At 56.0% G+C, this 24158-nt stretch carries 20 protein-coding genes, 1 tRNA gene and 1 pseudogene; 19 read left to right on the forward strand and 3 right to left on the reverse strand.

The genetic code is table 11. The features are described from left to right. The first annotated feature begins 19 nt into the window (after positions 1–19). From ACZ495_RS11745 to ACZ495_RS11835, 19 genes and pseudogenes are all read left to right on the forward strand, one after another. Positions 20–1438 carry a phospholipase D-like domain-containing protein gene (locus ACZ495_RS11745; RefSeq protein WP_072312045.1) on the forward strand — a complete coding sequence of 473 codons (1419 nt, stop codon included), beginning with the start codon at positions 20–22 and terminating at the stop codon, positions 1436–1438. A gap of 627 nt (positions 1439–2065) precedes the next feature. Further along, positions 2066–3202, forward strand: coding sequence for a tyrosine-type recombinase/integrase (locus tag ACZ495_RS11750; protein ID WP_464262303.1), 1137 nt, complete (start codon positions 2066–2068; stop codon positions 3200–3202). Positions 3203–3288: 86 nt separating this feature from the next. After that, complete coding sequence (locus ACZ495_RS11755) at positions 3289–4701, forward strand: RNA-binding domain-containing protein (protein ID WP_464262304.1); 1413 nt, start codon at positions 3289–3291, stop codon at positions 4699–4701. Further along, complete coding sequence (locus tag ACZ495_RS11760) at positions 4698–5612, forward strand: hypothetical protein (protein WP_464262305.1); 915 nt, start codon at positions 4698–4700, stop codon at positions 5610–5612. Before ACZ495_RS11755 ends, ACZ495_RS11760 begins: the two co-directional genes overlap by 4 nt. A 219-nt stretch (positions 5613–5831) precedes the next feature. Beyond that, on the forward strand, positions 5832–6044 hold the full coding sequence (locus ACZ495_RS11765) for a helix-turn-helix transcriptional regulator (protein WP_464262306.1): 213 nt from the start codon (positions 5832–5834) through the stop codon (positions 6042–6044). Further along, on the forward strand, positions 6041–8467 hold the full coding sequence (locus tag ACZ495_RS11770) for a hypothetical protein (RefSeq protein WP_464262307.1): 2427 nt from the start codon (positions 6041–6043) through the stop codon (positions 8465–8467). Before ACZ495_RS11765 ends, ACZ495_RS11770 begins: the two co-directional genes overlap by 4 nt. A 184-nt stretch (positions 8468–8651) precedes the next feature. After that, positions 8652–9002 carry a MobC family plasmid mobilization relaxosome protein gene (locus ACZ495_RS11775; protein ID WP_464262308.1) on the forward strand — a complete coding sequence of 117 codons (351 nt, stop codon included), beginning with the start codon at positions 8652–8654 and terminating at the stop codon, positions 9000–9002. After that, positions 8999–9385 (forward strand): annotated as a pseudogene (locus ACZ495_RS11780) (relaxase/mobilization nuclease domain-containing protein); the annotation flags it as partial. The gene ACZ495_RS11775 and the pseudogene ACZ495_RS11780, both read left to right, overlap by 4 nt. Before the next feature lie 346 nt (positions 9386–9731). Beyond that, positions 9732–10268 (forward strand): hypothetical protein, encoded by a 537-nt coding sequence (locus ACZ495_RS11785; protein ID WP_464262907.1) that lies wholly within the window; start codon positions 9732–9734, stop codon positions 10266–10268. 3 nt (positions 10269–10271) lie between these two features. Beyond that, a complete protein-coding gene (locus ACZ495_RS11790) occupies positions 10272–10520 on the forward strand; it encodes a hypothetical protein (protein ID WP_464262908.1) in 249 nt (82 codons plus the stop codon). A 188-nt stretch (positions 10521–10708) separates the two neighbouring features. Then, complete coding sequence (locus ACZ495_RS11795; protein ID WP_464262309.1) at positions 10709–13510, forward strand: SNF2-related protein; 2802 nt, start codon at positions 10709–10711, stop codon at positions 13508–13510. A gap of 2 nt (positions 13511–13512) precedes the next feature. After that, entirely contained in the window at positions 13513–13920 is a 408-nt protein-coding gene (locus ACZ495_RS11800; protein WP_464262310.1) for a DUF4160 domain-containing protein, read from the forward strand. Between the two features lie 3 nt (positions 13921–13923). Further along, positions 13924–14457: a zeta toxin family protein gene (locus tag ACZ495_RS11805; RefSeq protein ID WP_464262311.1), complete on the forward strand. Its 534-nt coding sequence runs from the start codon at positions 13924–13926 to the stop codon at positions 14455–14457. Next, a complete protein-coding gene (locus ACZ495_RS11810) occupies positions 14441–14950 on the forward strand; it encodes a hypothetical protein (RefSeq protein ID WP_464262312.1) in 510 nt (169 codons plus the stop codon). Before ACZ495_RS11805 ends, ACZ495_RS11810 begins: the two co-directional genes overlap by 17 nt. After that, complete coding sequence (locus tag ACZ495_RS11815; RefSeq protein WP_464262313.1) at positions 14947–15300, forward strand: DUF2513 domain-containing protein; 354 nt, start codon at positions 14947–14949, stop codon at positions 15298–15300. The genes ACZ495_RS11810 and ACZ495_RS11815 overlap by 4 nt, the downstream gene beginning before the upstream one ends. A gap of 15 nt (positions 15301–15315) precedes the next feature. Continuing rightward, positions 15316–17010: a site-specific DNA-methyltransferase gene (locus tag ACZ495_RS11820; RefSeq protein ID WP_464262314.1), complete on the forward strand. Its 1695-nt coding sequence runs from the start codon at positions 15316–15318 to the stop codon at positions 17008–17010. Next, on the forward strand, positions 17007–19733 hold the full coding sequence (locus ACZ495_RS11825) for a DEAD/DEAH box helicase (RefSeq protein ID WP_464262315.1): 2727 nt from the start codon (positions 17007–17009) through the stop codon (positions 19731–19733). The genes ACZ495_RS11820 and ACZ495_RS11825 overlap by 4 nt, the downstream gene beginning before the upstream one ends. A gap of 1 nt (position 19734) precedes the next feature. Further along, positions 19735–20391: a hypothetical protein gene (locus tag ACZ495_RS11830; RefSeq protein ID WP_464262316.1), complete on the forward strand. Its 657-nt coding sequence runs from the start codon at positions 19735–19737 to the stop codon at positions 20389–20391. An 11-nt stretch (positions 20392–20402) separates the two neighbouring features. Then, the gene (locus ACZ495_RS11835) at positions 20403–22166 is read left to right on the forward strand and encodes a GmrSD restriction endonuclease domain-containing protein (RefSeq protein WP_092153376.1); all 1764 of its coding nucleotides are present in this window, start codon (positions 20403–20405) and stop codon (positions 22164–22166) included. A gap of 277 nt (positions 22167–22443) precedes the next feature. Here ACZ495_RS11835 and ACZ495_RS11840 read toward each other — a convergent pair. The 3 genes from ACZ495_RS11840 to ACZ495_RS11850 form a co-directional block, all read right to left on the reverse strand. Further along, positions 22444–22520, reverse strand: a tRNA-Met gene (locus ACZ495_RS11840). 284 nt (positions 22521–22804) lie between these two features. Then, the gene (locus ACZ495_RS11845) at positions 22805–23080 is read right to left on the reverse strand and encodes a hypothetical protein (protein WP_464262317.1); all 276 of its coding nucleotides are present in this window, start codon (positions 23078–23080) and stop codon (positions 22805–22807) included. Positions 23081–23114: 34 nt separating this feature from the next. Further along, positions 23115–24143, reverse strand: coding sequence for a DMT family transporter (locus ACZ495_RS11850; RefSeq protein WP_394026873.1), 1029 nt, complete (start codon positions 24141–24143; stop codon positions 23115–23117). Between the last annotated feature and the right edge of the window lie 15 nt (positions 24144–24158).

Consider the following 24158-nt stretch of genomic DNA (forward strand, 5'->3'; position numbering starts at 1 on the left):
AATTTGCAAAGGATACTGAATGATTATCGGAGTGTTGGAAACACTGGTTCTCATAGGCGTGCATGTGCTGTCCTGGGTTGCGGTTTGTCATGCCCTGCTTACCAAGCATGACCCGCGGGCGGCTTTGGGCTGGACGGTGACGGCCCTGCTGTTGCCCCTTGTGGGACCGTTGCTGTACGCCACATTCGGCATCAGCAGGGCAGAAAGTCATGCCAGCCGCATGATGCGTCAGCAGCAACCTCTTGAGCCGGATTATGCTCACCCTCCTTTTCCCGAACTGCCGCCGGAGGACGTGCCCGAGTACATCATCAGCATGGAGCGCATCGGCCGCCGCCTGACAGAGCAGCACCTGTGCAGTGGTAATTCCCTGACTCCTCTGCACAATGGCGACGAAGCCTATCCTGCCATGCTCAAGGCCATACGCGAGGCCAAGGAGCAGGTTTTTCTCTGCACCTACATCTTTAATGCAGGCAAAACCGCTACGGATTTCGGCAATGCCATGGCCGAAGCCGCAGAGCGCGGGGTTGACGTGCGTTTGCTGGTGGACGGTATCGGCATGCTTTACTCCTGGCGCAAGCCCTGGAAAAAACTGGCTGAGCGTGGAGTAAACGTAGCCATGTTTCTTCCGCCGCGCCTGTTTCCGCCAAATTTCAGCATCAATCTGCGCAACCACCGCAAGATGCTTGTCTGCGACAATACTGCCTTTACCGGTGGCATGAATATTTCAGACGACAATATTTCCGCCGGAAAGACCAAGTATGTACAGGACGTGCACTTCCACTGTCAGGGGCCCATTGTGGACCAGTTGCGGCGGGCCTTTCTGCTCAACTGGGGGTTCTGCACAGGCAGGTATACCCCCCTGCCTCCGGCCAGCACCCTGCCCGCCGGTGAAAGCCGCTGCCGCATTATTATGGATGGGCCGGGTTCCGAAGCCGATGTACTTAACGATATTTACTGCGGCGTGATCAACGCGGCCCGTCAGTCCGTGCGTATAATGACGCCCTATTTTCTGCCGTCGCACGGTTTTGTGTCGGCCCTGCGTAGTGCGGCTCAGCGCGGCGTGGATGTGCAGGTGGTGCTTCCGGCCAAGAACAACCTTTTTTACGTTCACTGGGCGCAGTTCCGCCTGCTGCCCACCCTGCTTGAGGCGGGCGTGCGCGTCTGGTATCAGCCACCACCCTTTGCGCACACCAAGCTGCTTACTGTCGACTATTACTACAGCCAGATAGGTTCGGCCAATCTGGATACACGCAGCCTGCGGCTCAATTTTGAACTGAATATGGAAATATTCGACACGAGTTTTTGCGGGGAGGTCGCGGGCTACATTGATCAGGTCATCGGCAAAAGCAGGGAAATTACGGCAGAAGAACTGAAAAACCTGTCCCTGCCCGCGAAGCTGCGCAATGCGGGCTGCTGGATATTCTCTCCCTATCTGTAAGAGGGCGAAAAACAGCCAGGAGCGAATCCTGTAGGCCGTAAACTGCGAAGCGTGTGTGAAGGCCCGCCACAGCAAGGGCATCCCGCATATGGAAAAGCCTGCGCACTGCACCGAGGTGCAGTGCGCAGCTTTTGTATGAAAAACCTCAGAGCGCGGAGCATGGATATCGTTGTACAGCGTGGGGACAGCTTGGCTCGTCCTGTCTTGTGGGTATCGGCGGGCAGGCTGCGCAGGCGGTAAGGCTCGCAGCCGACCTTAGGGGATGATCCGGCGGTGGCACGCCAGCAGGCAAAGAAGTAGCACCCCCTGAGGGAGCACATTGTGAACCGCTGACAAAAGAAAAAGCCCTTACGGTTCGTCTCCGTAAGGGCTTGAATTATCTGGTTGCGGGGGCAGGATTTGAACCTACGACCTTCGGGTTATGAGCCCTTTTTGATGGCTTTAGAAGGGCTTTGATTGGTTAGAATGAACTTTGATATTCATTTATTTCCAGCGTGTTATAAATAGTAAATCTTCGATTGAACCCGAACGAAATGGGATAAATTTGACGCCGTGGTTAGAAATAGGTTAGAAAGAAATCGGTGGTTAGAAAACCGAAAAACGCACTATTTCCGCCGGGCAAACGACATGGCCACGCAGAAAAGACGCTACCATCCGAAGAAATGGGCCGGGGTATATGTCTACGAGACAACAGAAATGCACAACGGGTCACCAGACCTCTGCTTCTACATCAACTTCCGTTCGGGCAGACGCCTGATCTGGGAAAAAGTCGGCAGAATCTCCGAAGGCTATAGCGCGGAAGTGGCGGCGGAAATCCGCGCCAAGCGCGTCAAGGCTGTGCGGCACGGTGAAGAAGTCAAAACCGCCAAAGAGATACGCCGGGAGCAGAGCGAAAAGAACCGCCCCTTTCAAGAAATTGGTGACGCTTATTTTGAAATCAAAGGCCCTGCGCTCAAGGGCATTGTCACCGACAAAAATCGTTATCAGAACCACCTGCTCCCGCTCTGCGGCAAGCGTACTGTTAGTGAGATCACGCCCCAGGTTATTGAGGAACTGCGCAAGTCCCTGAGCGACCGTAAGCCCGCCACCGTGTGGAATGTCCTTGAGCTGCTCCGGCGCATCGTCAACTTCGGCTACAAGACCAATCGCTGCCCGGCCCTGAGCTTTCAGATTGAAATGCCCGTCAAGGATAACGAGGTCATTGAATACCTGAAGCCGGAGGAGGCCCAGCGCTTTCTGGCCGTGCTCAGGGAATGGCCCGTGCGCGACGTGGCCAACATGCTCTTGCTGGCCTTCTTCACCGGGATGCGGCGCGGTGAGATGTTCAAGCTGGAAGTGGGCGACCTCGACTTCCATATGAAGCTTATCCGCATCCGCGACCCCAAGGGCGGCAAATCCGTGTCCATCGGCCTCAGTAACGTGGCTGAAGAGGTCATTCGAGCCCAATTGGCCTGGAAGGATGAGCGTTTTCCCGGCAGCCCTTATGTTTTTCCCGGCAAGGATGGTGCCCTACGCAAGGATTGCAGCGCCGTGGACACCATCCGCAAGGCCGCCAACCTGCCGCCCAAGTTCCGGCCATTCCACGGGCTGCGGCATCACTTCGCCGTGACCTTGGCCAACAGCGGCCAATTTACCTTGGACATGATCGCGGAAATGCTCACCCACAAGAACGCCGAGTTCACCAAGAAGAAATACGGCCAGTTTCTGCCCGAATCCATGACGGCAGCGGGCAACGCGGCGGCGAAAATCCTGGCCGGGCTGTGACCCCCTCCATCTCGCCACTATGCAGCTATGCTTTGGCACAGTATGATGCCGCCAGAATACAACAGAATCTACGCAGTGAGGACCGCATGCCCCTTACCGAATATGACTTGCTCGCTCAGGTTGCCCTCGGCGAAGACAGTTCTCGCCAATTCAAAGCCGACATCCACAATGCCGAATCCCTGGCGGCCGAAATGGCGGCCTTTGCCAATACAGACGGCGGCACCATCTACCTTGGCGTGTCGGATCACGGCAACATGCCGGGTCTTCCCCGCGAGGATGTGGCCCGCATCAATCAGCTTATCAGCAATGCCGCCAGCCGGTTGGTGCGCAGCCCGCTGACCGTTCTCACCGAAAACGTGCTGCTGGCAAACGGCAATCTGGTGATCGTGCTCAGCGTGCCCAAGGGGCTGGATAAGCCGTATTTTGACAAAAATGGTGTCATCTGGCTGAAAGCAGGCTCCGACAAGCGCCGGGTGAACTCCAAAGAGGAGTTACGCCGCCTGTTTCAGATCAGTTCACAGTTCCACGCTGACGAGCTGCCCACCAAAGCGAGCATTGACAAGCTGGACAGGCTGCGCTTTCGGGATTTTTTGCGGGACGTGTACAAGCAGGATTTCCCCGACGCGCCGGAAGATCTGACCCGTTTGCTTCAGAACATGAACCTTGCCACGGACAACGGCGTTCTGAACCTTGCCGGGGTGCTCATGTTTGCCGAGCGACCGGAATGGATTGTGCCGCAGTTTGTGGTCAAGGCCATACGCTACCCCGGCAATGCGATTCATGCCAGCGCCTATGTGGATGCCGAAGATTTTTCCGGCCCACTGCGGCAGGTGTTTGACGGGGCACAGTCGTTCATCATGCGCAACCTGCATAAAGTGCAGGCGGGGCGCGGCGTGAACTCGCCGGGTCAGCCAGAAATTCCCGAAAGCGTTTTTGAAGAGCTGTTGGTCAATGCCCTTGTGCATCGTGATTATCTGGTCAGCGCGGCCATACGCATTTTCATTTTTGACAACCGCATTGAGATCATCAGCCCCGGTCACCTGCCCAACAACCTGACAGTGGAAAAAATCAAAGCCGGAAACTCCAATATCCGCAATCCAATCCTGGTGTCCTATGTGGCAAAGGGGCTCCTGCCGTATCACGGGCTTGGTTCCGGTATCAAACGCGCCATGAAGAACTGGCCGGACATCGAATTTTTGGACGATCATGACGGGTGTTTGTTCAAGGCGACGGTTCGGCGTAAGGCCTCGGAAGACTTGGTGTCGGCCGCTGCTGCGCCAGTATTTTTCCCGAACTTTTCTGGTGGTAGTTCGGGGAAAAGTTCGGGGAAAATTATAGAACTCATGCAGGGCCAACCTTCTATCAGCATACCTGAAATCGCCGCGACGCTGGGCATCAGCTCACGGGCTGTCGAAAAGCATATTGCCAATCTGCGCCGCGCCAAAACCATCCGCCGTGTCGGCCCGGCCAAGGGCGGCAAGTGGGAAGTGCTGGTATGAACCCTGCACAAAACCGTAATGCCATCAGCACCATTCGCTTTATGGCAGTGGCAATCGTGGCTGCATTGGGGCTATATGCGACTGCCATCATATGCGCTACTCTTTTGCGTCAGGCTGTCGTAGACGCATCCATGTACGACCTCGGTGCGCTCGCAATAATCGTGCTTCTTGGGGGAGCTTTGGTGACAGCTCCTTTCTGCTTGCTGGTGTACCACTTTTTTTCTCTCTGGGGGACAACGACACTGCCAAAGGCGATTCGCCTCAACGAAGCCATGCGCTTGTTGCACGCCACTACCCATAAGGAAAGTATTAAGGTGCTTAGGCACCACGATATTAACGTGTACCGGTCAAGAATTCCTCTTGGGAAAGACGCCACAGACGGTGTGCCCTGTAAAATCATTTCAACGTTCCTTTCCCCGCTATTTTTTCGTTCTGACCGGCTAAACGCTTTTGGCTCAGCGTATTACTGCTGCGATTATGATGAAATTCAATCCATCATCCAGGCGGAGCAAAGTAAATGGGGCTACCCTGCGCAGGGTAGTGACAGCAGCGCTGCCCAACTAGCGGTTCTCGAAAAGATGAATGCTGACTTACGCCAAGAGAACAAGAAGGTTAAGGGCCAATACACATCTGCCTCAGGGAGCGCAGGGCGCTTGAAATTGCAGCTTGAAGACGTGCAAAAGCACATGGCTGTACTTATTGCGCTTGCCCATAACGTCACCCGCGAGGTGAAACCGCCACGCACCCTCTCTCGCGAAGACATCAAGCGCAAATACCTGGCTATTGGCAAATTGCGTGGCATAGAAACCGCTCCTGCCGCTTATGTGGAACTTTTCCGTGAGGCAATGCCCAAGGAATACATCAACCATGGAGGCGCGCCTTGCCAGAGCGGGGAAAACGCGGAAACCTGAGTGGGTCAGCTTTGTTGCGCGATGGACTTTTCCTATGGTAATTGTCTGAATAAAAACGACAAAGCAGAAAACCTCCCTATCTCAAGCTGAGACAGGGAGGTTTTGTTTAGGCTTTTCTGATAGGTCAATTTTTTCTCCTTTGATGACGGGCTACGTTTTCGCATCCGGGCTGTTTTGTCCGCACCGAGAACCATGCAACCCCATAGAAGGAGATTCACCATGCCCAGCAAAAAGCTCAACACCCAAGAAGCAGCCGCCTATCTCGGCGTGAAACCCTGCACCCTGGAACTGTGGCGCTGCCGCAAGAAAGGCCCGCGTTATTTCAAGCTCGGCAGCCGCGTCATGTATGATCTGGCCGAATTGGAAGCCTGGTTCGCCACGCGGGGCGTGCATACCACCGACACCGCCCCTCAACTGGGTGGTGGCCAATGACCAGCATCTTCGAGCAGGTCAAAGCCGCCCTTGCCTCACGTCTGCCGGAGGTGCTGGCCGCGCTTCTGCCCGGTGGGCGAGTGTTCGGCAGGGAGTATGTGTGCGCATCGTTGCAGGGCGGCGCGGGCACGTCCTGCGCCACCAATCTGGAAACAGCCAAGGGCAGCGACTTTGCCACGGGCGAAAGCTGGGGCGATGTCATCGCCCTGGCTGCCAAAATCTGGAATATGCGCCAGGGCGAGGCCGCTCAGGAGTTGGCGCGGCTGTACCATCTAAGCGTAGGCCAGAGCGTGCCGCAGCCGCTCCGGCAGCCCGCCGCGTTCAGCGTGATCCTGCCCGTGCCGGATGCCGCGCCTCAGCCCCCGCGTTGGCATGCACAGCACGGACAGGCCTCTGCCTTGTGGCGCTATGCCGATGGCCAGGGCCGAACCCTTGGCTATGTGGCCCGGTTTGAAACCCCGGATGGCAAGGTTATCCTGCCGCTGTGCTTCGGGCAGTACGGCACGGGCCATGCCCAATGGGCATGGAAGGCTCTGCCGGAGCCGCGCCCGCTGTATGGCTTGCCCGGCCTTCAATGCACAACCGGCCCCGTGCTGCTGGCGGAGGGCGAAAAGACGGCTGACGCAGCCCAAGCTCTCTTCCCACAGCACGCTGTGCTCACCTGGAGCGGCGGAGCCAATGCCGTAGGCAAGGCGGACTGGTCGCCGTTGGCGGGCCGTGCCGTCATCATCTGGCCAGATAACGACGAGCCGGGCTTTAAGGCCGCGCTGGAAATAGTTACTTTGCTGCGCAGCAAGGCCGCCAGCATCCGTGTGGTGCTGCCGCCAGCGAATTTTCCTAAGAAATGGGATGTGGCCGACCCGGCCCCGGATGGCTTCAACCCACACGCCACGTTGCAGGAGGCGTTGACGGTGGAAGACTTCCACCGCTCCGTTGCATCGCGCGTGGGCGGCCATGTGGCCGCAATGCAGGCAGACACATCTCTGCTCTCGATGCCCGTAAGGCTCGAAGATTTGCCAAAGGGCACGGCTTCGCCGCCTTCGGTCGATCCCCCACCGCCCGCGCCCGACACCGACGACCTTACCTTGAGAGAATGGCCGCGTTTCTCCTGGGATGCCTGCCCCGGCTTGCTGGGCGACTTTGTGCGTCTTGCCACCCGCGACAGCGAAGCCGATCCGGCGGCGGTGTGCGTCACCGCCCTGGTGCGGTTCGGCGCGGAGGTTTACAGCTATGGCGGCTGCTCCAGCCTCGGTCCGCACTTTTATATCGGCGAGACCGTCCACCCGCCGCGCCTCTTTGCCGTCATCTGCGGCAATTCCAGCAAGGCCCGTAAGGGCACGTCGCGCCATCCCGTGGCCAAACTCTTTGCCCGCGATTACTGCCAACCTGCCGACCTCAAAGGCTGGGGCGTGGCCCTGCCCGCCAGGGAGAGCGGCGGCCCGCTTTCCACCGGCGAGGGGCTGGCCCATCATGTGCGCGACGAATCCGACGAAGAGCGCGAGCGCCACCAGCGCCAGAATCCCAACGAGCCCATCCGCGAGAAGGGTGACAAGCGCCTCATCATTCTGGACGAAGAATTCGCCAGCGGGCTGGCCTGCACCAAGCGCGAGGGCAACACGCTCTCTATGGGCATCCGCTGCTTCTGGGATTCTGGCGACTACGCGCCGCTCACCAAAAACAACCCCGTGACCGTGCGGGCGGCGCACATCAGTATTCTGACCCACATCACCATGCAGGAGTTGGCCGTGTGCCTGGGCGAGGTGCAGGCCGTCAACGGTTTCGGCAACCGCTTCCTGTGGATTTGTGCCCGCCGCGCCAAGCTGGTGCCGTTGCCCGCACGGATGCCGGACGCGGAGCTGGCCCCGTTGCAGCGCGAACTCTGGCGGCTGGTGGGCCTTGCCCAGCGACGCGGAACCATGACCATGACGCCGCCCGCTGTGGCGCTGTGGGAAAGCCTGTACACCGAGCTTTCGCGGGAGCACAGCGGCCTTGCCGGGAGCATCATCAACCGCGCCGAGGCCCAGACCTTGCGGCTTGCCCTCATCTACACCTTGCTGGACGGCGCGGAGCGGATTGCCGAAAATCATCTGCAAGCCGCCCTGGCCATGTGGAACTATGCGCAGGAATCGGCACTGTATATTTTTGGCGACCGCGTGGCTGATCCGCTGGAGGAAAAGGTGCTGGCGGCACTCAAGGCCGGGCCGCTCACAGCCACAGAACTCAGCGCCGCCCTCAACCGCCATGTGCCCCGCAAGCGTCTGCAACCGCTGCTGCAACAACTGGAGGGGCAACAGCACATCAGCATTCAGAAACAGAAAAATGCAGGCCGCCCCCGGCTCATAATAGCGTTGCGCGAATTACGAGAGGGGGGCGAACAAAGCGAAAAAGGCGAATTTAGCGAAAAAAGGGAGGCCCGCTCATGAGGCTTTTTTCGCTTCTTTCGCTTTTTTCATATTTCGCAGGCGTAGAGCGTTGCGTGCCGACCTATGGCGTTAAAGGCGAGGGCCAGCCTACCCGTTGTGGGCACACGCTGACGCGGTGCCCACTGCCGGGGCTGGCGAGTGGCTTCGCCCCCTCGACCCCCATCAAAACCCAAAGGCCAAAGCCATGAAGCCGGAGCGCGACACCCGCAGCGCGTGGATTAAGTTGCGCGTCACTCCGGCGGAGAAGGAAGCCATCGCCGCCAAGGCCGCTGTCCAGGGCCAGACCGTGACGGATTTCATCCGCCAGCGCGCCCTGGACTATCGCCTGCGGCAGACGCCTCTGGAAAAGGAACGCGTCCGGCAGCTCGCCCGCATCGGCGCGAACCTCAATCAGCTTGCCCGCTGGGCCAACATCCACAAGAGCCGCGCCGAAGCTCTGGACGTGCTCGCCACCCTGGTCAGCCTCGAAAATGCTGTCCGAACAGGCACACCCCCGCCGCCCGCATCCACTCCAGAGGACTCGCCATGTACATGAAAGTCTTCCCTCACGGCCAGGGCGCGGGCGAAGGGCCGACCAACTACCTTGTGCGCCCAGATTATCCGGGCCGTGACAAATCGCCGCCAGAAGTGCTGCGCGGGGATGTGGAAACCACTCGCGGCCTCATTGACTCGTTGGATACCAAATGGAAATTCACCGCCGGGGTGCTTTCCTGGCATCCGGAGGACAAGGTAACGCCGGAACAAGAACAGCGCGTTATGGATGATTTCGAGCGGCTGGCCTTCGCGGGGCTTGCGCCGGATCAGCGCAATATCCTTTGGGTGCGCCATGCTCATGCCGGGCACCACGAGTTGCACTTTGTGATTCCGCGTGTGGAATTAGTCAGCGGCAAGGCATTCAACCCCTGCCCGCCCGGCTGGCAGAAACATTTTGATGTATTCCGCGACCTGCACAACCACCGGGCAGGCTGGGCCAGACCGGACGATCCGGCCCGCACCCGCATGTACACGCCCGCCCATGCGGATTTGCACCGAGCACGGCTGCTTCGTTGGGGCAAGACGCCCAAGCCGGACGATAGAGCCGCTGCCAAGGAGGTCATCCACGAATACATGCAAGACAAAGTGGAGCACGGGCAAGCGTCAAATCGCGCCGAGGTGCTCACCGCCTTGCAGGAGGCCGGGCTAGAAATCAATAGGGTAGGCAAGGAGTACATTACCGTCAAAGACCCCGACAGCGGGGAAAAACTTCGCCTGAAAGGAGGCATGTATGCAGAACATTGGAACTTCAGCCAGTTCTTTGGCAGAACGAGTGAGGGCCAGGGCCGAACAGGAGCGGCAAGAGATGGAGAACCTGACCCGGCAACAATTCAGCGCCTTGAGCGAGAGCTTGCGGCAGTCATCGCAAAACGCGCTCAGTACAACCGAAGCCGCTATCCTCGCCCAGCTTGGGAACTTGGAAAACAGCCTCAGCTCCCGCAGCCGGACGCTGAACCGCGCCTTTTGCTGGACATGCTTGCGCAGCCTGCTCCTGAGCCTGAGCATCCTGATGGGCGCTGGTCTGGGGGGCTGGGGCTTGCTGACATTGGCCGGGAAACAGGTCTCGAAACTGCGGAGCGAGATAGCGACGCTCACGGAACGGAAAGAATCCCTGGAGGCACAGAGCTCCCAGCTATGGGGCACCTTCAAGGGCCTGGAGCCTTACCGGACTGGCGGCCAGGACTATCTGCTGACCCCGGAGGGCTGGAAAATCATCTATGGCGGCAGCCTGGGCAAACGCGACGCCTGGAAAATCGTGAGGAAGTGAGCCATGACGGAACTAGAACGCATGCTCAAAGAATCCCTGGCGCAAACAGAACAGCTTCTGCGCAACGATCAGAGAGCCCATTCTCAGACCTTGCAACAACACAGCGGGGAGTTGACGAACCTCAAGAACGCAGTCCGCACCCTGCAAGCGGAACAAGCGGCCTTAACCGGGCACTTGACGCGCTTGAACGCTGTGTACGAGAGCTTGCAGCCCTTGTTAATGCGGCTGAACGCGCTGTTGCCCGACAAGTAGAGAAATTGCGGGAGCGGCAGCGTGAAAGGGGGCCGGGCATGGGGCGATAACACTTTGGCCGTACCTATCCCGTTTGCCCTGGCTGCATTGCGCGATAAAGACTTTTCGTATAAAATTAAAGCATGTCAACGCCATACCATGCCAATCTTTTTGCTCACGAACTCACCCTTCGTCGAACAGCGTCAAATGTGGAAAATCTTATCCCCACGCTTATGGGTGCGCGGGTGGATTTGAACCCCCATCAGATCGACGCGGCACTGTTTGCTTTTCGCTCGCCCCTGTCCAAAGGGGCTATTTTGGCAGATGAAGTGGGGCTCGGCAAAACCATCGAGGCAGGCATTGTGCTGGCCCAGAAATGGGCAGAGCGCAAACGCGCCATCTGTATCATCACCCCTGCGTCCCTGCGCAGCCAGTGGCAGCAAGAGCTGTGGGAAAAATTTTCGCTTCCCTCGGTTATTCTCGACAAACAGCTTTTTGAAACCGTGCAGAATGCCGGGCATCCCAATCCGTTCAGTACGAAAAAAATCGTCATCGCGTCCTATGACTTTGCCCGCAGAAAGGCCGACCTGCTGCGACTCATTGCCTGGGATTTGGTGGTCATTGATGAAGCGCACCGACTGCGCAATGTGTACAAAAAAAATAATGCCGTGGCCAAAGACTTGCAGCGTGCCCTCATCGACGCGCCCAAGCTCTTGCTCACGGCAACCCCCCTGCAAAACTCGCTGAACGAACTCTATGGCCTGGTGAGTTTTATTGACCCGCATATTTTCAGCGACATCAAAACCTTTCGGGCACAATACGTTCACCCCGGCGTGTTGGACGAGGCTGGTTTTGCCGATCTAAAAGCCCGCCTTGCCCCGGTGTGCAAGCGCACGCTGCGGCGGCAGGTGCTCGAATATGTGCGCTATACTGAACGCCGCGCTCATACGCAGGATTTTACCCTCTCGCCTGAAGAAGAAGACCTGTACCAAAGGGTTTCAGCGTATTTGCAGCAGGAAAAGCTCTGGGCTTTGCCTTCCGGGCAGCGTTCTCTCATGGTGCTGGTGCTGCGCAAGCTTCTGGCCTCATCCAGCTATGCCATTGCCGGGGCACTCAAGACCATGCTGGAGCGGCTTGATTTTATCCTGCATAACTACGCGATATGGGCTGCCGGAAAAAACGGCGATGCACCGGAAAACCCCATTCTGGAAGATTTTGAGGGCGCGGGGCTGACGTTGGAAGAAGAACCGGCCCTCTACGGCATCCCCGGTCAGACCATTCCTCTGCCCCATGAAGAGCAAGCCATCCGGGACGAAATACACACCCTGCGTACCATGCTCTTCAGGGCGGAGAGCATTACGGACAACGCCAAGGGCAAGGCTCTGTTGCAGGCCCTTGCCACAGGCCTTGGCATGACGCAGGAGCTTGGCGGCGCGGCCAAGGCCATTATTTTTACCGAATCGCGCCGTACCCAGAAATACCTTTATGACTTGCTGAACCAAAACGGCTATGCTGGTCAGGTGCTGCTTTTCAACGGCAGCAACAGCGACAGGCGCACCACGGACATTTATACAGCCTGGAAAGCGCGGCACCAAAGCACCGGCAGCCGAGATGTGGATGTGCGCGCCGCCCTGGTGGAAGAGTTCCGCGACCGCGCCAGCATCATGATCGCCACGGAAGCGGCCAGTGAAGGGGTGAACCTGCAATTCTGCTCTCTGGTCATCAACTATGACCTGCCCTGGAACCCCCAGCGCATCGAACAACGCATCGGCCGTTGCCATCGCTATGGTCAGAAGCACGATGTGGTAGTGGTCAACTTCCTCAACCGCAACAATGCGGCGGACAAGCGGGTATTTGAAATCCTTTCGGAAAAATTCCAACTGTTCAGCGGCGTATTTGGAGCCAGTGACGAGGTGCTGGGCAGCATCGAATCCGGTGTGGACTTTGAAAAGCGTATCGCAGAAATCTACCAGACCTGCCGCACGCAGGATGCCATCCAGGCTTCGTTTGATGCCCTGCAAGCCTCACTCTCGCAGGATATTGAAGAAGGTCTGTCAACGGCCCGGCAAAAACTGCTGGAGCATTTTGACGCGGAAGTTGCGGAAAAGTTGCATGTCTACAAGGCCGAAGTGGCTGCCGGGCTGGACAGGGCTGAACGGCTTTTGTGGGAGCTGACAAAGGCAGTGTTTGCAGAGAGTCGCCAAGCTACGTTCAACGAGGCACAGCTTGCCTTCACCTTGGCTGCGCCTCCTGCGAAAACCCTGCCCGCCGGGCGCTATGCCCTCAAACTTGGCGGAGAAGGCGAGCACTTTCACTGCGGGCACCCCCTGGCTGTGTGGATGCTCGAACACGCCAAGACTACGGCCCTGCCACCTGCGGAACTGGTGTTCAATTTGTCCGGCTCAGGAAAAAATATTGCCGTGCTGGAGCCTTTCAAGGGCCGTGGCGGCTTTTTGGCTGTGCATCGTTTACGCCTCACCGCTCTGGAAGTTGAAGAATACTTACTACTTGCTGGCTACACCGATAAAGATGAAGCCCTGGACGCCGAACTGACGCGACGCCTTTTTGAACTGCCTGCACAGATGAACCCGCTGTATTCTCCCTGCGAGCCCCCTGCCCCGCTGCAACAGGCTCTGGCGGCGCAACAATCCGCCATTCTGGCCGCTGCCTCTGAACGCAACGCTGTCTTTTTTGAAGAAGAAATGGACAAGCTCGAACGCTGGGCCGATGAGCGCAAAAAACACCTTGAATACCAGATCGAAGACATGGATCGCGCCATCCGTCAGCATAAGGCCGATGCCCGCAAAGCTGCCTCGCTGGATGCCAAGGTTGCCGCGCAGCGCCACATCAAGGTGCTGGAGACCAAGCGCAACGACATGCGCAAACGCCTCTTTGAGGCGCAGGACAACGTGGAGGATCGCAAAGACGAGCTTCTGAACGCCGTGGAAGCCCGCTTGCGTCAGGCGGTGGAAGAAGAGCGGCTGTTTGTGGCACGGTGGAGGGTGGTGTAGCTATGGAACAAGATACCAGCCGCAGGCGATATTTAGATGAACTAGAAAGAGACCTGGCTATTTGTGCGACATTTGAAGACGCTTGTAGTATTTTACAGGAGCTTCTTACAGGGCCTTTTTCAGCAACTGAAACAGGCGAATTTTACGAAATAAAAGGTCTAGTCTCCGTTACTAAGGGCGTAAAACTGACGATAAATTCAAAAGAACATGCCCCGCCCCATTTTCATGTTTCATATGGAAACGAAAATGGCTTATTAACGATTGCAGACTGTAGCTTACTAGACGGACTTTTGTCTAATCGAACGCAAAATATTGTTTACGGATGGTGGAAGCCAAATAAACCACTTTTAATTCAGAAGTGGAATCTTTCTCGTCCAAGTGATTGTCCTGTAGGGATGTATAAAGAGTAGCTCATGATGCACACCAAGCATATCATTCTCATTGCCGGGCCAAACGGAGCAGGAAAAACAACCTTTTCCCGCTCTTTCATCCCGGCAACGCAATCTCTGGTGCATTTTGTGAATGCCGATCTCATTGCCAGCGGCCTTTCACCCTTTGCGCCAGAGTTGGAAGCCGTCCAGGCAGGCAAGATTATGCTGCGGCAAATTGAAAAGCTGGTGGCCCAAGGGGAAAGCTTCTGCCTTGAAACCACACTGGCGGGCAAAGGTTACTTGCACAAAATACCGTACTGGCAAAGTCTGGGCTACCATATCAGCTTGGTGTTTCTGACACTGCCGGATGCCCAAACCGCCATCGCTCGTGTGGCTGCGCGAGTGAGTCAGGGCGGGCACCATATTCCGGACGAGGTCATCATTCGCCGTTTCCATGCCGGGCTTGCCAATCTGCCCCACTATACGGCGCTTGTTGACCAGTGGGCTGTTTATGACAATAAGGGGGCAAGCCCAATCTTGCTTGCCTCAGGAGGAAGCCATGCGCACACAAACTGAAGCGGATAGCGCATTTTTAGAATTGGTGCAGGGCAGCCTGCAAGCATCCGCCAAAGAAGCGGAGCGCCTTGCCCGTAGCACTGGCACCAGATTAATACGGATTGAATCCACACAACCCGCTGTACCCAAGGAACTTTTGTCGCTTTTAAGCGCAGGAAATACTCCAAACTCTGAAGCATCAAAAGCTGTCCCCCCTATGGCAGACTCCACCGGCAATTCCCACCTTTCAGATATTCAAGAAGAGATCATAGGGCGCATGCTTGGCATCTTAATACGGGAAATTCGCCAACGCCCAGGTCAACAAATTTCTACCGATATAGCCATGAATGTATGTATTGATAAAATTGACAAACCTCTTGTCAAAGCGGCCGGGGGCAAAGAAGCTCTGCTCGTGCTGGCAGGCAAAGCCATTGATGACTGGCTTGGGGCCGGGATATTTGTGCAGGCAGAGACTGCCAAGAAAGTGATGCTGCGACTGGGGGCAGGGTCATGAAAAGAGACTGGGAAGTTATCAGAGGATTGCTCATTAAAATTGAGCAAGCACAGGAAGGCGATGGATATACTTTTGAGCTTCCAATTGTAAAACAAGAAGAAAAAATACAACAATATCATATTGAACTGTTGCTCGATGCCGAGTTCATTACTGGCATGCCAGCCGTATCATTTTCACACTGGGAGCTTCTCAATGTGAAATTAACTTGGAAAGGACACGACCTGCTGGCGCACATTCAATCTTCCTCAATTTGGGAAAAAGTTAAGGAAAAATCTGTAGATAAGGGTGTTGACTTGAGCTTCGAGGTAGTCATGAAAATTGCTACAACGCTTATCAACGCAATCTCTTAATTTCTGGAATCCATCATGCCCAAACAACGCCTTGAACTTACTTGGATTGGCAAAAACGTTCGCTCCAAGCTTGAGCCGCGCATTTTACTCGAAGACCCGGCCAGGTCATATCACGCACCGCAACGGGTGTCCGACAAAGATATTTTCGACAACATGCTCATCCATGGTGACAACCTGCTGGCCCTAAAGGCGCTGGAGCAGGAGTTCACTGGCAAGGTCAAGTGTATCTATATTGACCCGCCCTACAATACCGGCAGCGCCTTTGAACATTATGATGATGGCGTAGAACATTCGTTGTGGTTGAGCTTGATGCGGGATCGGTTGGATATTTTATGGAAATTGCTCACGCCAGATGGCACAATATGGATAGTTATCGATGACCATGAGGCGCATTATCTGAAAGTAATGTGTGATGAAATTTTTGGCAGAAAATCATTTGTTTCCTCTATTGTGTGGGAAAATTTCTATGGAAGAAGTAATGCTGCGGCGATTTCTCCAGCACACAACTATATTTTTGTATACTCTCCAATGGGATTGGAGTGGAAAAATATACGTAGGTTGCTACCGAGAGATGAAAAGAGCTCTTCAAAGTACACAAATCCCGACAATGACCATCGCGGTCCTTGGAGATCAGGCCCTATTTTTGCTGCGGAAGAACGGCATGAAGGGCTTATGTACACCATAACAACCCCTTCTGGGCGTAAAGTAAGTCCGCCAAAGGGAAGCCACTGGCGTATGACTGAAGATATTTTCTGGAAATTGGTTCAAGATGGTAGAATTATTTTTGGACCCGATGGCAACAACGTACCAGCAATTAAACTTTTTCTGTCTGAAGTACAGTCAGGTCTCGTTCCACGTAGCTGGTGGCCTCATACTGAAGTAGGCCATTCGCAAGAAGCTAAACGTGAAATACAAGCATTATTTCATAATGTAATTCCTTTTGATACGCCAAAGCCAGAAAGGCTAGCTTCTCGCATTATTGAAATAGCCACCAACCCCGGCGACATCGTGCTCGACTCATTCCTCGGTTCCGGCACCACCGCTGCCGTGGCTCACAAAATGGGCCGCCGCTGGATTGGCATTGAGTTGGGCGAGCACTGCTATACCCACTGCATCCCGCGTCTGCAAAAGGTCATCAACGGTGAAGACCCCGGTGGCATCACCAAGGCGCAAAACTGGCAGGGTGGCGGCGGATTCCGCTTTTATGAGCTGGCCCCCAGCCTCATCAAACTCGATCCGTGGGATATTCCTATCATCAATCCGGCCTTCAACGCCGAAATGCTGGCCGAAGCCGTGTGCAAACTCCACGGCTACCGCTACGCTCCCAGCGCAGACTGGTTCTGGATGCACGGCGAAGGCCACAAAAACAGCCACATCTACGTCACCACCCAGACGCTGACCACAGAAATACTCCAATACATCAGCGATCAGGTGGGGGAATCGCGCTCGCTGCTCATCTGCTGCCCCCCTTGCCCGGAAGCGAATGCAGAGCTTTTTCCAAATATCAACCTCAGCATCATGCCTAATGCTCTGCTCAAACGCTATGAATGGGATCACGACGACTACAGCCTGAATGTTAAGAACCTGCCCCAGGTGGAACCGCAACCATCTGCCCCCGCAGAACGAACGGTCAGAACGGCAAGGGGCAAAAAGGCCGAGGCTTCCGGGCAAATTTCCCTGCTTGATCTTCCCCAAGGGGGTGCGGAATGAGCGCCGTTCAAGCCATTGCCAATGCCCTTGCCCTGCGCTCGCCGCAACGCGAAGCGCTGGATATTCTATCCCGCGTGTGGGAAGCCGCCCCTCTGGGCAGGGACGCCAAACTTGAGAGTGTCCTTGCCGCTGTGCAAGCGGTCTTTCCCCATGTGCAGAGTTTTGACCGAGATTTCCCCTCTCTGTGTTTCGCCCTTGCCACCGGTGTGGGCAAAACCAGGCTTATGGGTGCTTTCATTGCATGGTTGTATCGTGAGCGCGGCATCCGCAATTTCTTTGTTATCGCGCCCAACCTCACCATCTATGACAAGCTGAAGACAGACTTTTCGCCCAACACGCCGAAATATGTGTTTGAGGGCATCATGGAGTTTGCCGCGCATCCGCCGCTCATCATCACCGGCGACAATTACGAAGACGGCGTGGCCCTGCAACGCTCCACCCGGCGCGAAGAAACCGCGCAGATCAATATCTTCAACATTGCCAAAATTACCGCCAGGGACAACAAAGACAGCAAGCTCGCCAAAGACGATGTAGGTCGCACGATACCTCGTATGAGAAGGCTCAACGAATATATTGGCGAGAGCTACTTCAGCTATCTTGCAGGACTGGACGACCTTGTGGTGTTGATGGACGAATCGCACCGTTACCGTGCCGATGCGGGGCTTGCCGCCATCAATGATTTAAAGCCATTGCTGGGGCTGGAACTAACCGCCACCCCGCAGGTGGAGCGCGGCGCAAAACAGGCTGAACCCTTCGGCAATGTCATTTACAATTACCCGTTGGCAGCGGCCCTACGCGATGGTTTTGTCAAGGAACCTGCTGTGGCCACGCGCCAGAACTTCCACGCGGAAAACTATTCAGCAGACGGCCTTGAGCGCATCAAGCTGGAAGATGGCGTGCGCATCCATGAGCACACTAAAGTCGAGCTGGAAATATACGCCCGCAACAACGATGTGGCGGTGGTCAAACCTTTCATGCTGGTTGTGGCCCAAGACACAACCCATGCCGATGAGTTGCAGCGCCTGCTGGAAAGTACAGATTTTTTCGAGGGGCAGTACGCGGGTAAGGTCATCACTGTTCATTCCAAGAGCAAGGGCAGCGAGGGTGACGACATCGTGGCAAAGCTGCTCACAGTGGAAAGCCCAACTAACCCGGTGGAAATTGTAGTGCACGTCAACATGCTCAAAGAGGGCTGGGACGTGACCAACCTTTACACCATTGTACCGTTGCGTGCTGCCAACTCGCGTACATTGGTAGAACAGTCCATCGGGCGCGGTCTACGCTTGCCCTATGGCCGCCGCACCGGTGTGCCTGCCGTGGATCGTCTGACCATCGTCTCACACGACCGCTTCAAGGATATTGTGGATCACGCCAATGACCCGAATTCTGTCATCCGAAAGCAGGTGGTGCTGGGCGTGGACATTCCGCTGGAAGGCAAGAAGGCGGTCACAGCTCCCACCACAATGGACGCCTTGTTGACCGGGGCTGTGCCCACGGTGATGGAAGGGGGCGAAGTCAAGGCCCTTGATTTGCCGCCTCTACCGCCGTCACTGGCGGCCACGGCCAAAAAAACGCCCTTTGCCGACTTCAGCGGGGCCGAAGCCCGCGTTGCTGCAGCAACCCTTGAGGTCATCCGTCAGTATGAACGGTTGGAAGGCAGCCACGAATTGCAGAAGCCCGAAATCCAGAAAGAAATAGCTCGTAAAGTGAGCACCATCCTGCCTCCGGTTCAGGGGAGCCTCCTACCGGAAAAGGTTAATACGCTGGATGTGGTGGAAAAAACCACGCGCCTGTATCAGGAACTTTCCATCGACATTCCGCGCATTGTCGTGGTGCCTGCCGGTGAAGTGGTCACGACCTGGAAACCGTTTACGCTCGATCTGTCGGCGGTTCGCTTGCAGCCCGTGGCGCTGGAAATTCTTATTCAACATTTGCACGATCAGGGGCAGCGCTATCTGCTGGAAACTGGCTTTGCCCTGGCGGAAGAAAAATACCCGGAAAATTACATCGTGCGTGGCCTCATGCAGTATGTGCGCTATGATGAAAACCCGGAACTGTGGCGCGACTTGGCAGGGCAAGTGGTGGACCATTTGCGCAGCTATCTGGATAGCGAAGATGCCGTGATTAACGTGCTGCAGTACCACCAGAAAACCCTGGTAGACTTGGTGTACAGCCAGATGCGCAACCATAGGGCGCAAAAAGCCACCCGCTACGAGGCCCATGTGACCAAGGGATTTACTACCTTGAAGCAGGGCAGCTACACTATTGACGGTGATGTGCGCGACTTTCGTATTTCCTTGCCGGAGGGACAGCGCTCGCAGATTCGCTCTATGCTCTTTGACACCTTCACCAAGTGCCTGTTTACCGTGCAGAAGTTCGACTCCGACCCGGAGCGCCGCTTTGCCGTGATTCTGGAAAACGACCCGGACGTGCTCAAATGGTGCAGGCCGAACAAAAACGATCTGCGCATCTACTATAGCCACGAAGAACGATATGAGCCGGACTTTGTGGTGGAAACCACCGACTGCAAATACCTGTGCGAACCCAAACGCGCCGACCATGTCGCCACAGACGAAGTGCAGGCCAAAGCCCACGCTGCGATTACATGGTGCCAACACGCCACCGAACACGCCCAGAAATACGGCGGCAAGCCCTGGCGCTATATGCTTGTGGCGCATGACCGGATTCAGGAGAACATGACGCTGAAGGGGTTGGAGGGGTAGTATGTGGGATTGCGTTCTTACATCACTGCAATCTATCAAAAGTGAGTGGATTACGGCACTATCCAGTTTAGTGCTCATGTTGGTTACAGGAGCCTATGTTTGGATCAGTTGGAAGATTTTTGCGGGGCGTTTTGACCCATATGTTGTTGTTACAGTTACACATGATAAGGACAGACCCAGCGTACTTATGCTGATTGTAAAAAATATAGGGCCAGGGCTTGCTGAAAATGTTAAATTCCAATCCGATAGGCCCATACCCGAAAGAGCGTTTGGGATAAGCCCTGAAGATGCCGACGATGCCCCAATGATGGAAAATGGGCCGCTGATTACAGGAATTCCATGCCTTGGCCCAGGAGAAACCCGTGAGATCACTTGGGGACAATATGGTGGGCTTGCAAAAGCGTTAGGGGATGCCCCACTTGAAATCATATGTTCATTTCAGCGGCAGGGAAAAAGGATGCCTCCTGTTACATGTCTTTTAGAAGTGACATCATTTGAAGGGACTGACGCCTCTAGTACTCCTCAAGTAGAAGCCGTAACGCACTTGAAAAACATTGAGAAGAACATTGAAAAGCTGGCGCGTGAAGTTGCTTCAACTAGAGCAGAAACAATACCGTTATTGGCCAACCTCCATACATATTTGGATAAAAATGAGTAACTGGAGCCCCCATGTCCCTCTTCACACAGATTCCCTATACGCTGCAAACGCTCATCGCCAATATTGATTCCGGCATTCTGGCCCTGCCGGAAATCCAGCGCCCCTTTGTCTGGGAAAATGCCAAGGTGCGTGACCTGCTCGACTCCATGTACCGGGGCTATCCTGTAGGCACACTGCTTTTCTGGCTGACCAGCAACAATGCCCAGGCCGGGCGCAGTATCGGGGAAGCCAATCAGACCGTGCCCCATAGCCTTATTGTGGACGGGCAGCAACGCCTGACAGGTCTGTATGCCGTCATCAAAGGCGTGGCTGTACTGCGTAACAACTACGAACGCGAACACATCCGCATCGCCTTCAACCCCTTGAAAGACGAATTCATGGTGCCGGACGCCTCCACTCCCAAAGACCCGGCCTGGCTGCCCGATATTTCTGTTATCTGGAAACCGGGGGCGGACTTGTTCAGCATCGTGCCGGACTACCTTGCCCGGTACAGAGCCGCGCGAGGAGAAGACAGTCTGAGCCCGGAAGACGAAACCCATATCAAAAATGCCCTGAACAAGCTGTACAGCCTACCGGGCACATACAGCTTTACCGTGCTGCAACTGGTGCCGGATATGACGGAAGAAGAGGTCTCGCAGGTATTCGTGCGGGTCAACAGCATGGGTAAACGCCTGAACCAGGCAGATTTTATCCTTACCCTCATGTCAGTCTATTGGGATACCGGACGGCATGAGCTGGAACGCTTTGCCCGTGAAAGCCGCATTCCACCGGCAGCAGGCGCAAAAGTCCCTTTCAATTTCCAGTTCAGGCCGGAACCGGATCACCTTTTGCGCGTTGGCGTGGCGCTGGCCTTCCGTCGTGCCCGCTTGCAAAGCGTATACGCCGTGCTGCGTGGCAAGGATATGGAAACCGACGCCTTCAGCCCGGCACGACGCGATGAGCAGTTTGACAAACTTCAGCAGGCCCAGGCAAAAGTTCTGAACCTGACTGACTGGTTCGCCTTTCTGACCTGCCTCACCCAGGCAGGCTACCGTCGCGAAGACCTGCTCATCTCCAACATGGCGGCGGTGTATGCCTATGCGTTCTTTCTGATCGGCAAGCACAATTTTGGCGTCGCACAGCCAGAATTGCGTAAGGTCATTGCCCGCTGGTTTTTTGCCAGCGCCCTGACAGCGAGATACAGCACCTCCCCTGAATCCGTTATGGAAAAAGATATGGCCGCCCTGCGCGACATCAGCACCGCGCAGGAGTTTGTCACCTATCTGGAAGGCCAGATGGCCTTGACCCTGACTCAGGACTATTGGAACATTACACTGCCCGGCAATATGGCGACTTCGGCGGCCCGCAGCCCTGAACTCGCTGCCTATTTTGCCACGCTCAACCTGCTCGATGCCCGCGTCCTGTTTTCCAAGGTAAAAATATCGGAATTGATGGAGCCTGGCTTGCAGCCGCGCAAAGCCCTTTTGGACAGGCACCACCTCTTCCCCAAGGGTTTTTTGAAAAAACACGGCATCACCGCTGTGCGACAGACCAACCAGATCGCCAACATGGCCCTGCTTGAATGGCCGCAGAATATTACTATCAAAGATGACGCACCGTCAGACTATGTGCCAAGGATCATGCAAAGCGGCCAGTTTACAGATGACGAACTGCGGTGCTTTGCGCACTGGCACGCACTACCGGAAGGCTGGGAAAAAATGAGCTACGATGAATTTCTTCCCCAACGTCGACAACTTATGGCGCACGTTATTCGTGAAGGGTTTGAACGTATTTGAGGAGTGTCTGGTTAGAAACGCTGGTTAGAAAATGGTTAGGAACGTGGTTAGGACGCGTCCCTCAGCCGATTTTTCTCCCCATCCCAGAGGAGGAGAATCGCACAAAAATTCCTCTTCCCACCACATTCCCAGCCCCGCGCCGCAAGCCCCATCACCCCCAGCAAAGCCGCGTCAATCCACGCCCCACGGGGTAGGGCATTGTGGCCTTCTGGTTAGAAATAGGTTAGAAAAACAGAAAAAGCCTTTAGAAGTATTACTTCTAAAGGCTTGAATTATCTGGTTGCGGGGGCAGGATTTGAACCTACGACCTTCGGGTTATGAGCCCGACGAGCTACCGAGCTGCTCCACCCCGCGACACGTCTGCAACAACATGTTGTTGCGAAGTAGATATGTAGCCCTTTGACCTGATGGTGTCAAGCATAAAAGTTGAATTATTTTTAAAAGTGCAAAAAAGCGTGCAGGGTTTTGGTTTTTGGGCAAAATATCTGCCGGGATTCACTGTGGGGATATGTTGCCCGGGTTCGTGCGTGTTGCGCGTTGGGCCTTTACCTGCTGTATGCCTGTCGGGCATAAGTGCTTTTTGGCCCTCAGGGGTGTTCTGCCTCCGCGCACTGAGCCGTACCGTTCTGCCTCTGCTTTTATTCAAGGTTGCGCTGTACGCGTGCTTTGCCGTCAGCGCTCAGAACATAGGTCAGGTCTTGTCTGGCCTCGTCATCTGCCGGATCTGCCAGCATCACTACGCCAACGGCTCTGAGTGCCTGCAAGTGCAGTTCAACGGCTTCGGTGCACAGATGCCGCTCACCGGGGTAGAACCCTGCCAGGCCGGAGCGGATTTCTTCCGCGGTTCTGGGCAGGCCGTCCAGCAGCATGGCTCCTATATTCAGGCGCACGGTGCGCGAAGGGGGTCTGTTCATACGGCATCCTGTCGGTTTCACGGGCGGTCCGTCATCAGTCTGCATGGCGCAGGGTAATGCCCTCATGGCGGCTGCGTATAACAAAGACCACGCCGCAAAAAACAAGTCCCGCACCTGCCAGCAGCCGTCCTGTCACAAGCGCATTCATGAAAACAACGCTGAACAGTATGCCCCACAGGGCGTAGGTGATGTTCAGGGCCATGGCACGGCTGACGCCGATCATGTTCATGGCCATGTACCAGCAGCGGTAAGACAGGCAGCCGAGCCAGCCAGCGCCGAAAAAAAGCCATAGTTCACGGCTGTGCACAGCGCGGACTGCCATGTCTGCCAGGACGGAACCATGCCCCTGCAGCACAAGCCATGCGGCCGCCACAGGGATGATGAGGCAGAAATACAGGGCCGCGGAAACGATCTGATAGACGTTCAGCGCCACGCCCGGTTCAATAAAATCCATGCCTGATGCAGCGCATACGCCTTCGGCTGCCCAGCCCAGCGCGGCCACAAAGGCAAAGGCGATGCCCAGATACAGATGGGGGCTGTCCTGCACAGCCGCTGCCGGGGCGCAGCTTATGACGGCGGCTCCGGCAACACAGCATAGGAGGCCCAGGCCCGTGCGTCGTGAAATGCGCTCCTTGAGAAACACCCGCGCCAGCACAGCGGCAATGGCGGGGTACAGGGTTGTGATGGGCAGGGCGTAGGCAGGCCCGGCCAGCGCCAGAGCCAGCAGAAAACCGCCCATGCCCAGAGGCGCGCCGATAAGCGCGCCCAGTATGCACCAGCGGCCGGGCTTGCTGCGCAGGGTGCGGAAGACCTCGCGCCGCTTTCCCTGGGCAGTGTTGATACCCAGGGAAAGACAGGCGGCCGCAAGGTCGTGGCAACCCGCGGCAAAGAGGGGGGCGAGCAGCCAGAACAACGGATCGCAAAAAGGGCTTCCGCCAAGGCCTGTTTTCAGCAGCATACTGTCGAGGCTGAAAAAGATGCCATTTATGGCGGCAACGGTCAGGCCCTTGCGGGCAAAGGCACGATCTTTCCGGTGGCTGAGCGCCAGAGATGCGTCCGTCATGGCTGCTCCAGGCCC

The organism is Desulfovibrio sp. GTC20076 (assembly GCF_055385905.1).

Bases quoted from the DNA above. Each gene is read 5' to 3' on its own strand.
- ACZ495_RS11745 (WP_072312045.1), top strand. From the start codon at position 20: ATGATTATCGGAGTGTTGGAAACACTGGTTCTCATAGGCGTGCATGTG.
- ACZ495_RS11750 (WP_464262303.1), top strand. From the start codon at position 2,066: ATGGCCACGCAGAAAAGACGCTACCATCCGAAGAAATGGGCCGGGGTA.
- ACZ495_RS11755 (WP_464262304.1), top strand. From the start codon at position 3,289: ATGCCCCTTACCGAATATGACTTGCTCGCTCAGGTTGCCCTCGGCGAA.
- ACZ495_RS11760 (WP_464262305.1), top strand. From the start codon at position 4,698: ATGAACCCTGCACAAAACCGTAATGCCATCAGCACCATTCGCTTTATG.
- ACZ495_RS11765 (WP_464262306.1), top strand. From the start codon at position 5,832: ATGCCCAGCAAAAAGCTCAACACCCAAGAAGCAGCCGCCTATCTCGGC.
- ACZ495_RS11770 (WP_464262307.1), top strand. From the start codon at position 6,041: ATGACCAGCATCTTCGAGCAGGTCAAAGCCGCCCTTGCCTCACGTCTG.
- ACZ495_RS11775 (WP_464262308.1), top strand. From the start codon at position 8,652: ATGAAGCCGGAGCGCGACACCCGCAGCGCGTGGATTAAGTTGCGCGTC.
- ACZ495_RS11785 (WP_464262907.1), top strand. From the start codon at position 9,732: ATGCAGAACATTGGAACTTCAGCCAGTTCTTTGGCAGAACGAGTGAGG.
- ACZ495_RS11790 (WP_464262908.1), top strand. From the start codon at position 10,272: ATGACGGAACTAGAACGCATGCTCAAAGAATCCCTGGCGCAAACAGAA.
- ACZ495_RS11800 (WP_464262310.1), top strand. From the start codon at position 13,513: ATGGAACAAGATACCAGCCGCAGGCGATATTTAGATGAACTAGAAAGA.
- ACZ495_RS11805 (WP_464262311.1), top strand. From the start codon at position 13,924: ATGATGCACACCAAGCATATCATTCTCATTGCCGGGCCAAACGGAGCA.
- ACZ495_RS11810 (WP_464262312.1), top strand. From the start codon at position 14,441: ATGCGCACACAAACTGAAGCGGATAGCGCATTTTTAGAATTGGTGCAG.
- ACZ495_RS11815 (WP_464262313.1), top strand. From the start codon at position 14,947: ATGAAAAGAGACTGGGAAGTTATCAGAGGATTGCTCATTAAAATTGAG.
- ACZ495_RS11820 (WP_464262314.1), top strand. From the start codon at position 15,316: ATGCCCAAACAACGCCTTGAACTTACTTGGATTGGCAAAAACGTTCGC.
- ACZ495_RS11825 (WP_464262315.1), top strand. From the start codon at position 17,007: ATGAGCGCCGTTCAAGCCATTGCCAATGCCCTTGCCCTGCGCTCGCCG.
- ACZ495_RS11830 (WP_464262316.1), top strand. From the start codon at position 19,735: ATGTGGGATTGCGTTCTTACATCACTGCAATCTATCAAAAGTGAGTGG.
- ACZ495_RS11835 (WP_092153376.1), top strand. From the start codon at position 20,403: ATGTCCCTCTTCACACAGATTCCCTATACGCTGCAAACGCTCATCGCC.
- ACZ495_RS11845 (WP_464262317.1), bottom strand. From the start codon at position 23,080: ATGAACAGACCCCCTTCGCGCACCGTGCGCCTGAATATAGGAGCCATG.
- ACZ495_RS11850 (WP_394026873.1), bottom strand. From the start codon at position 24,143: ATGACGGACGCATCTCTGGCGCTCAGCCACCGGAAAGATCGTGCCTTT.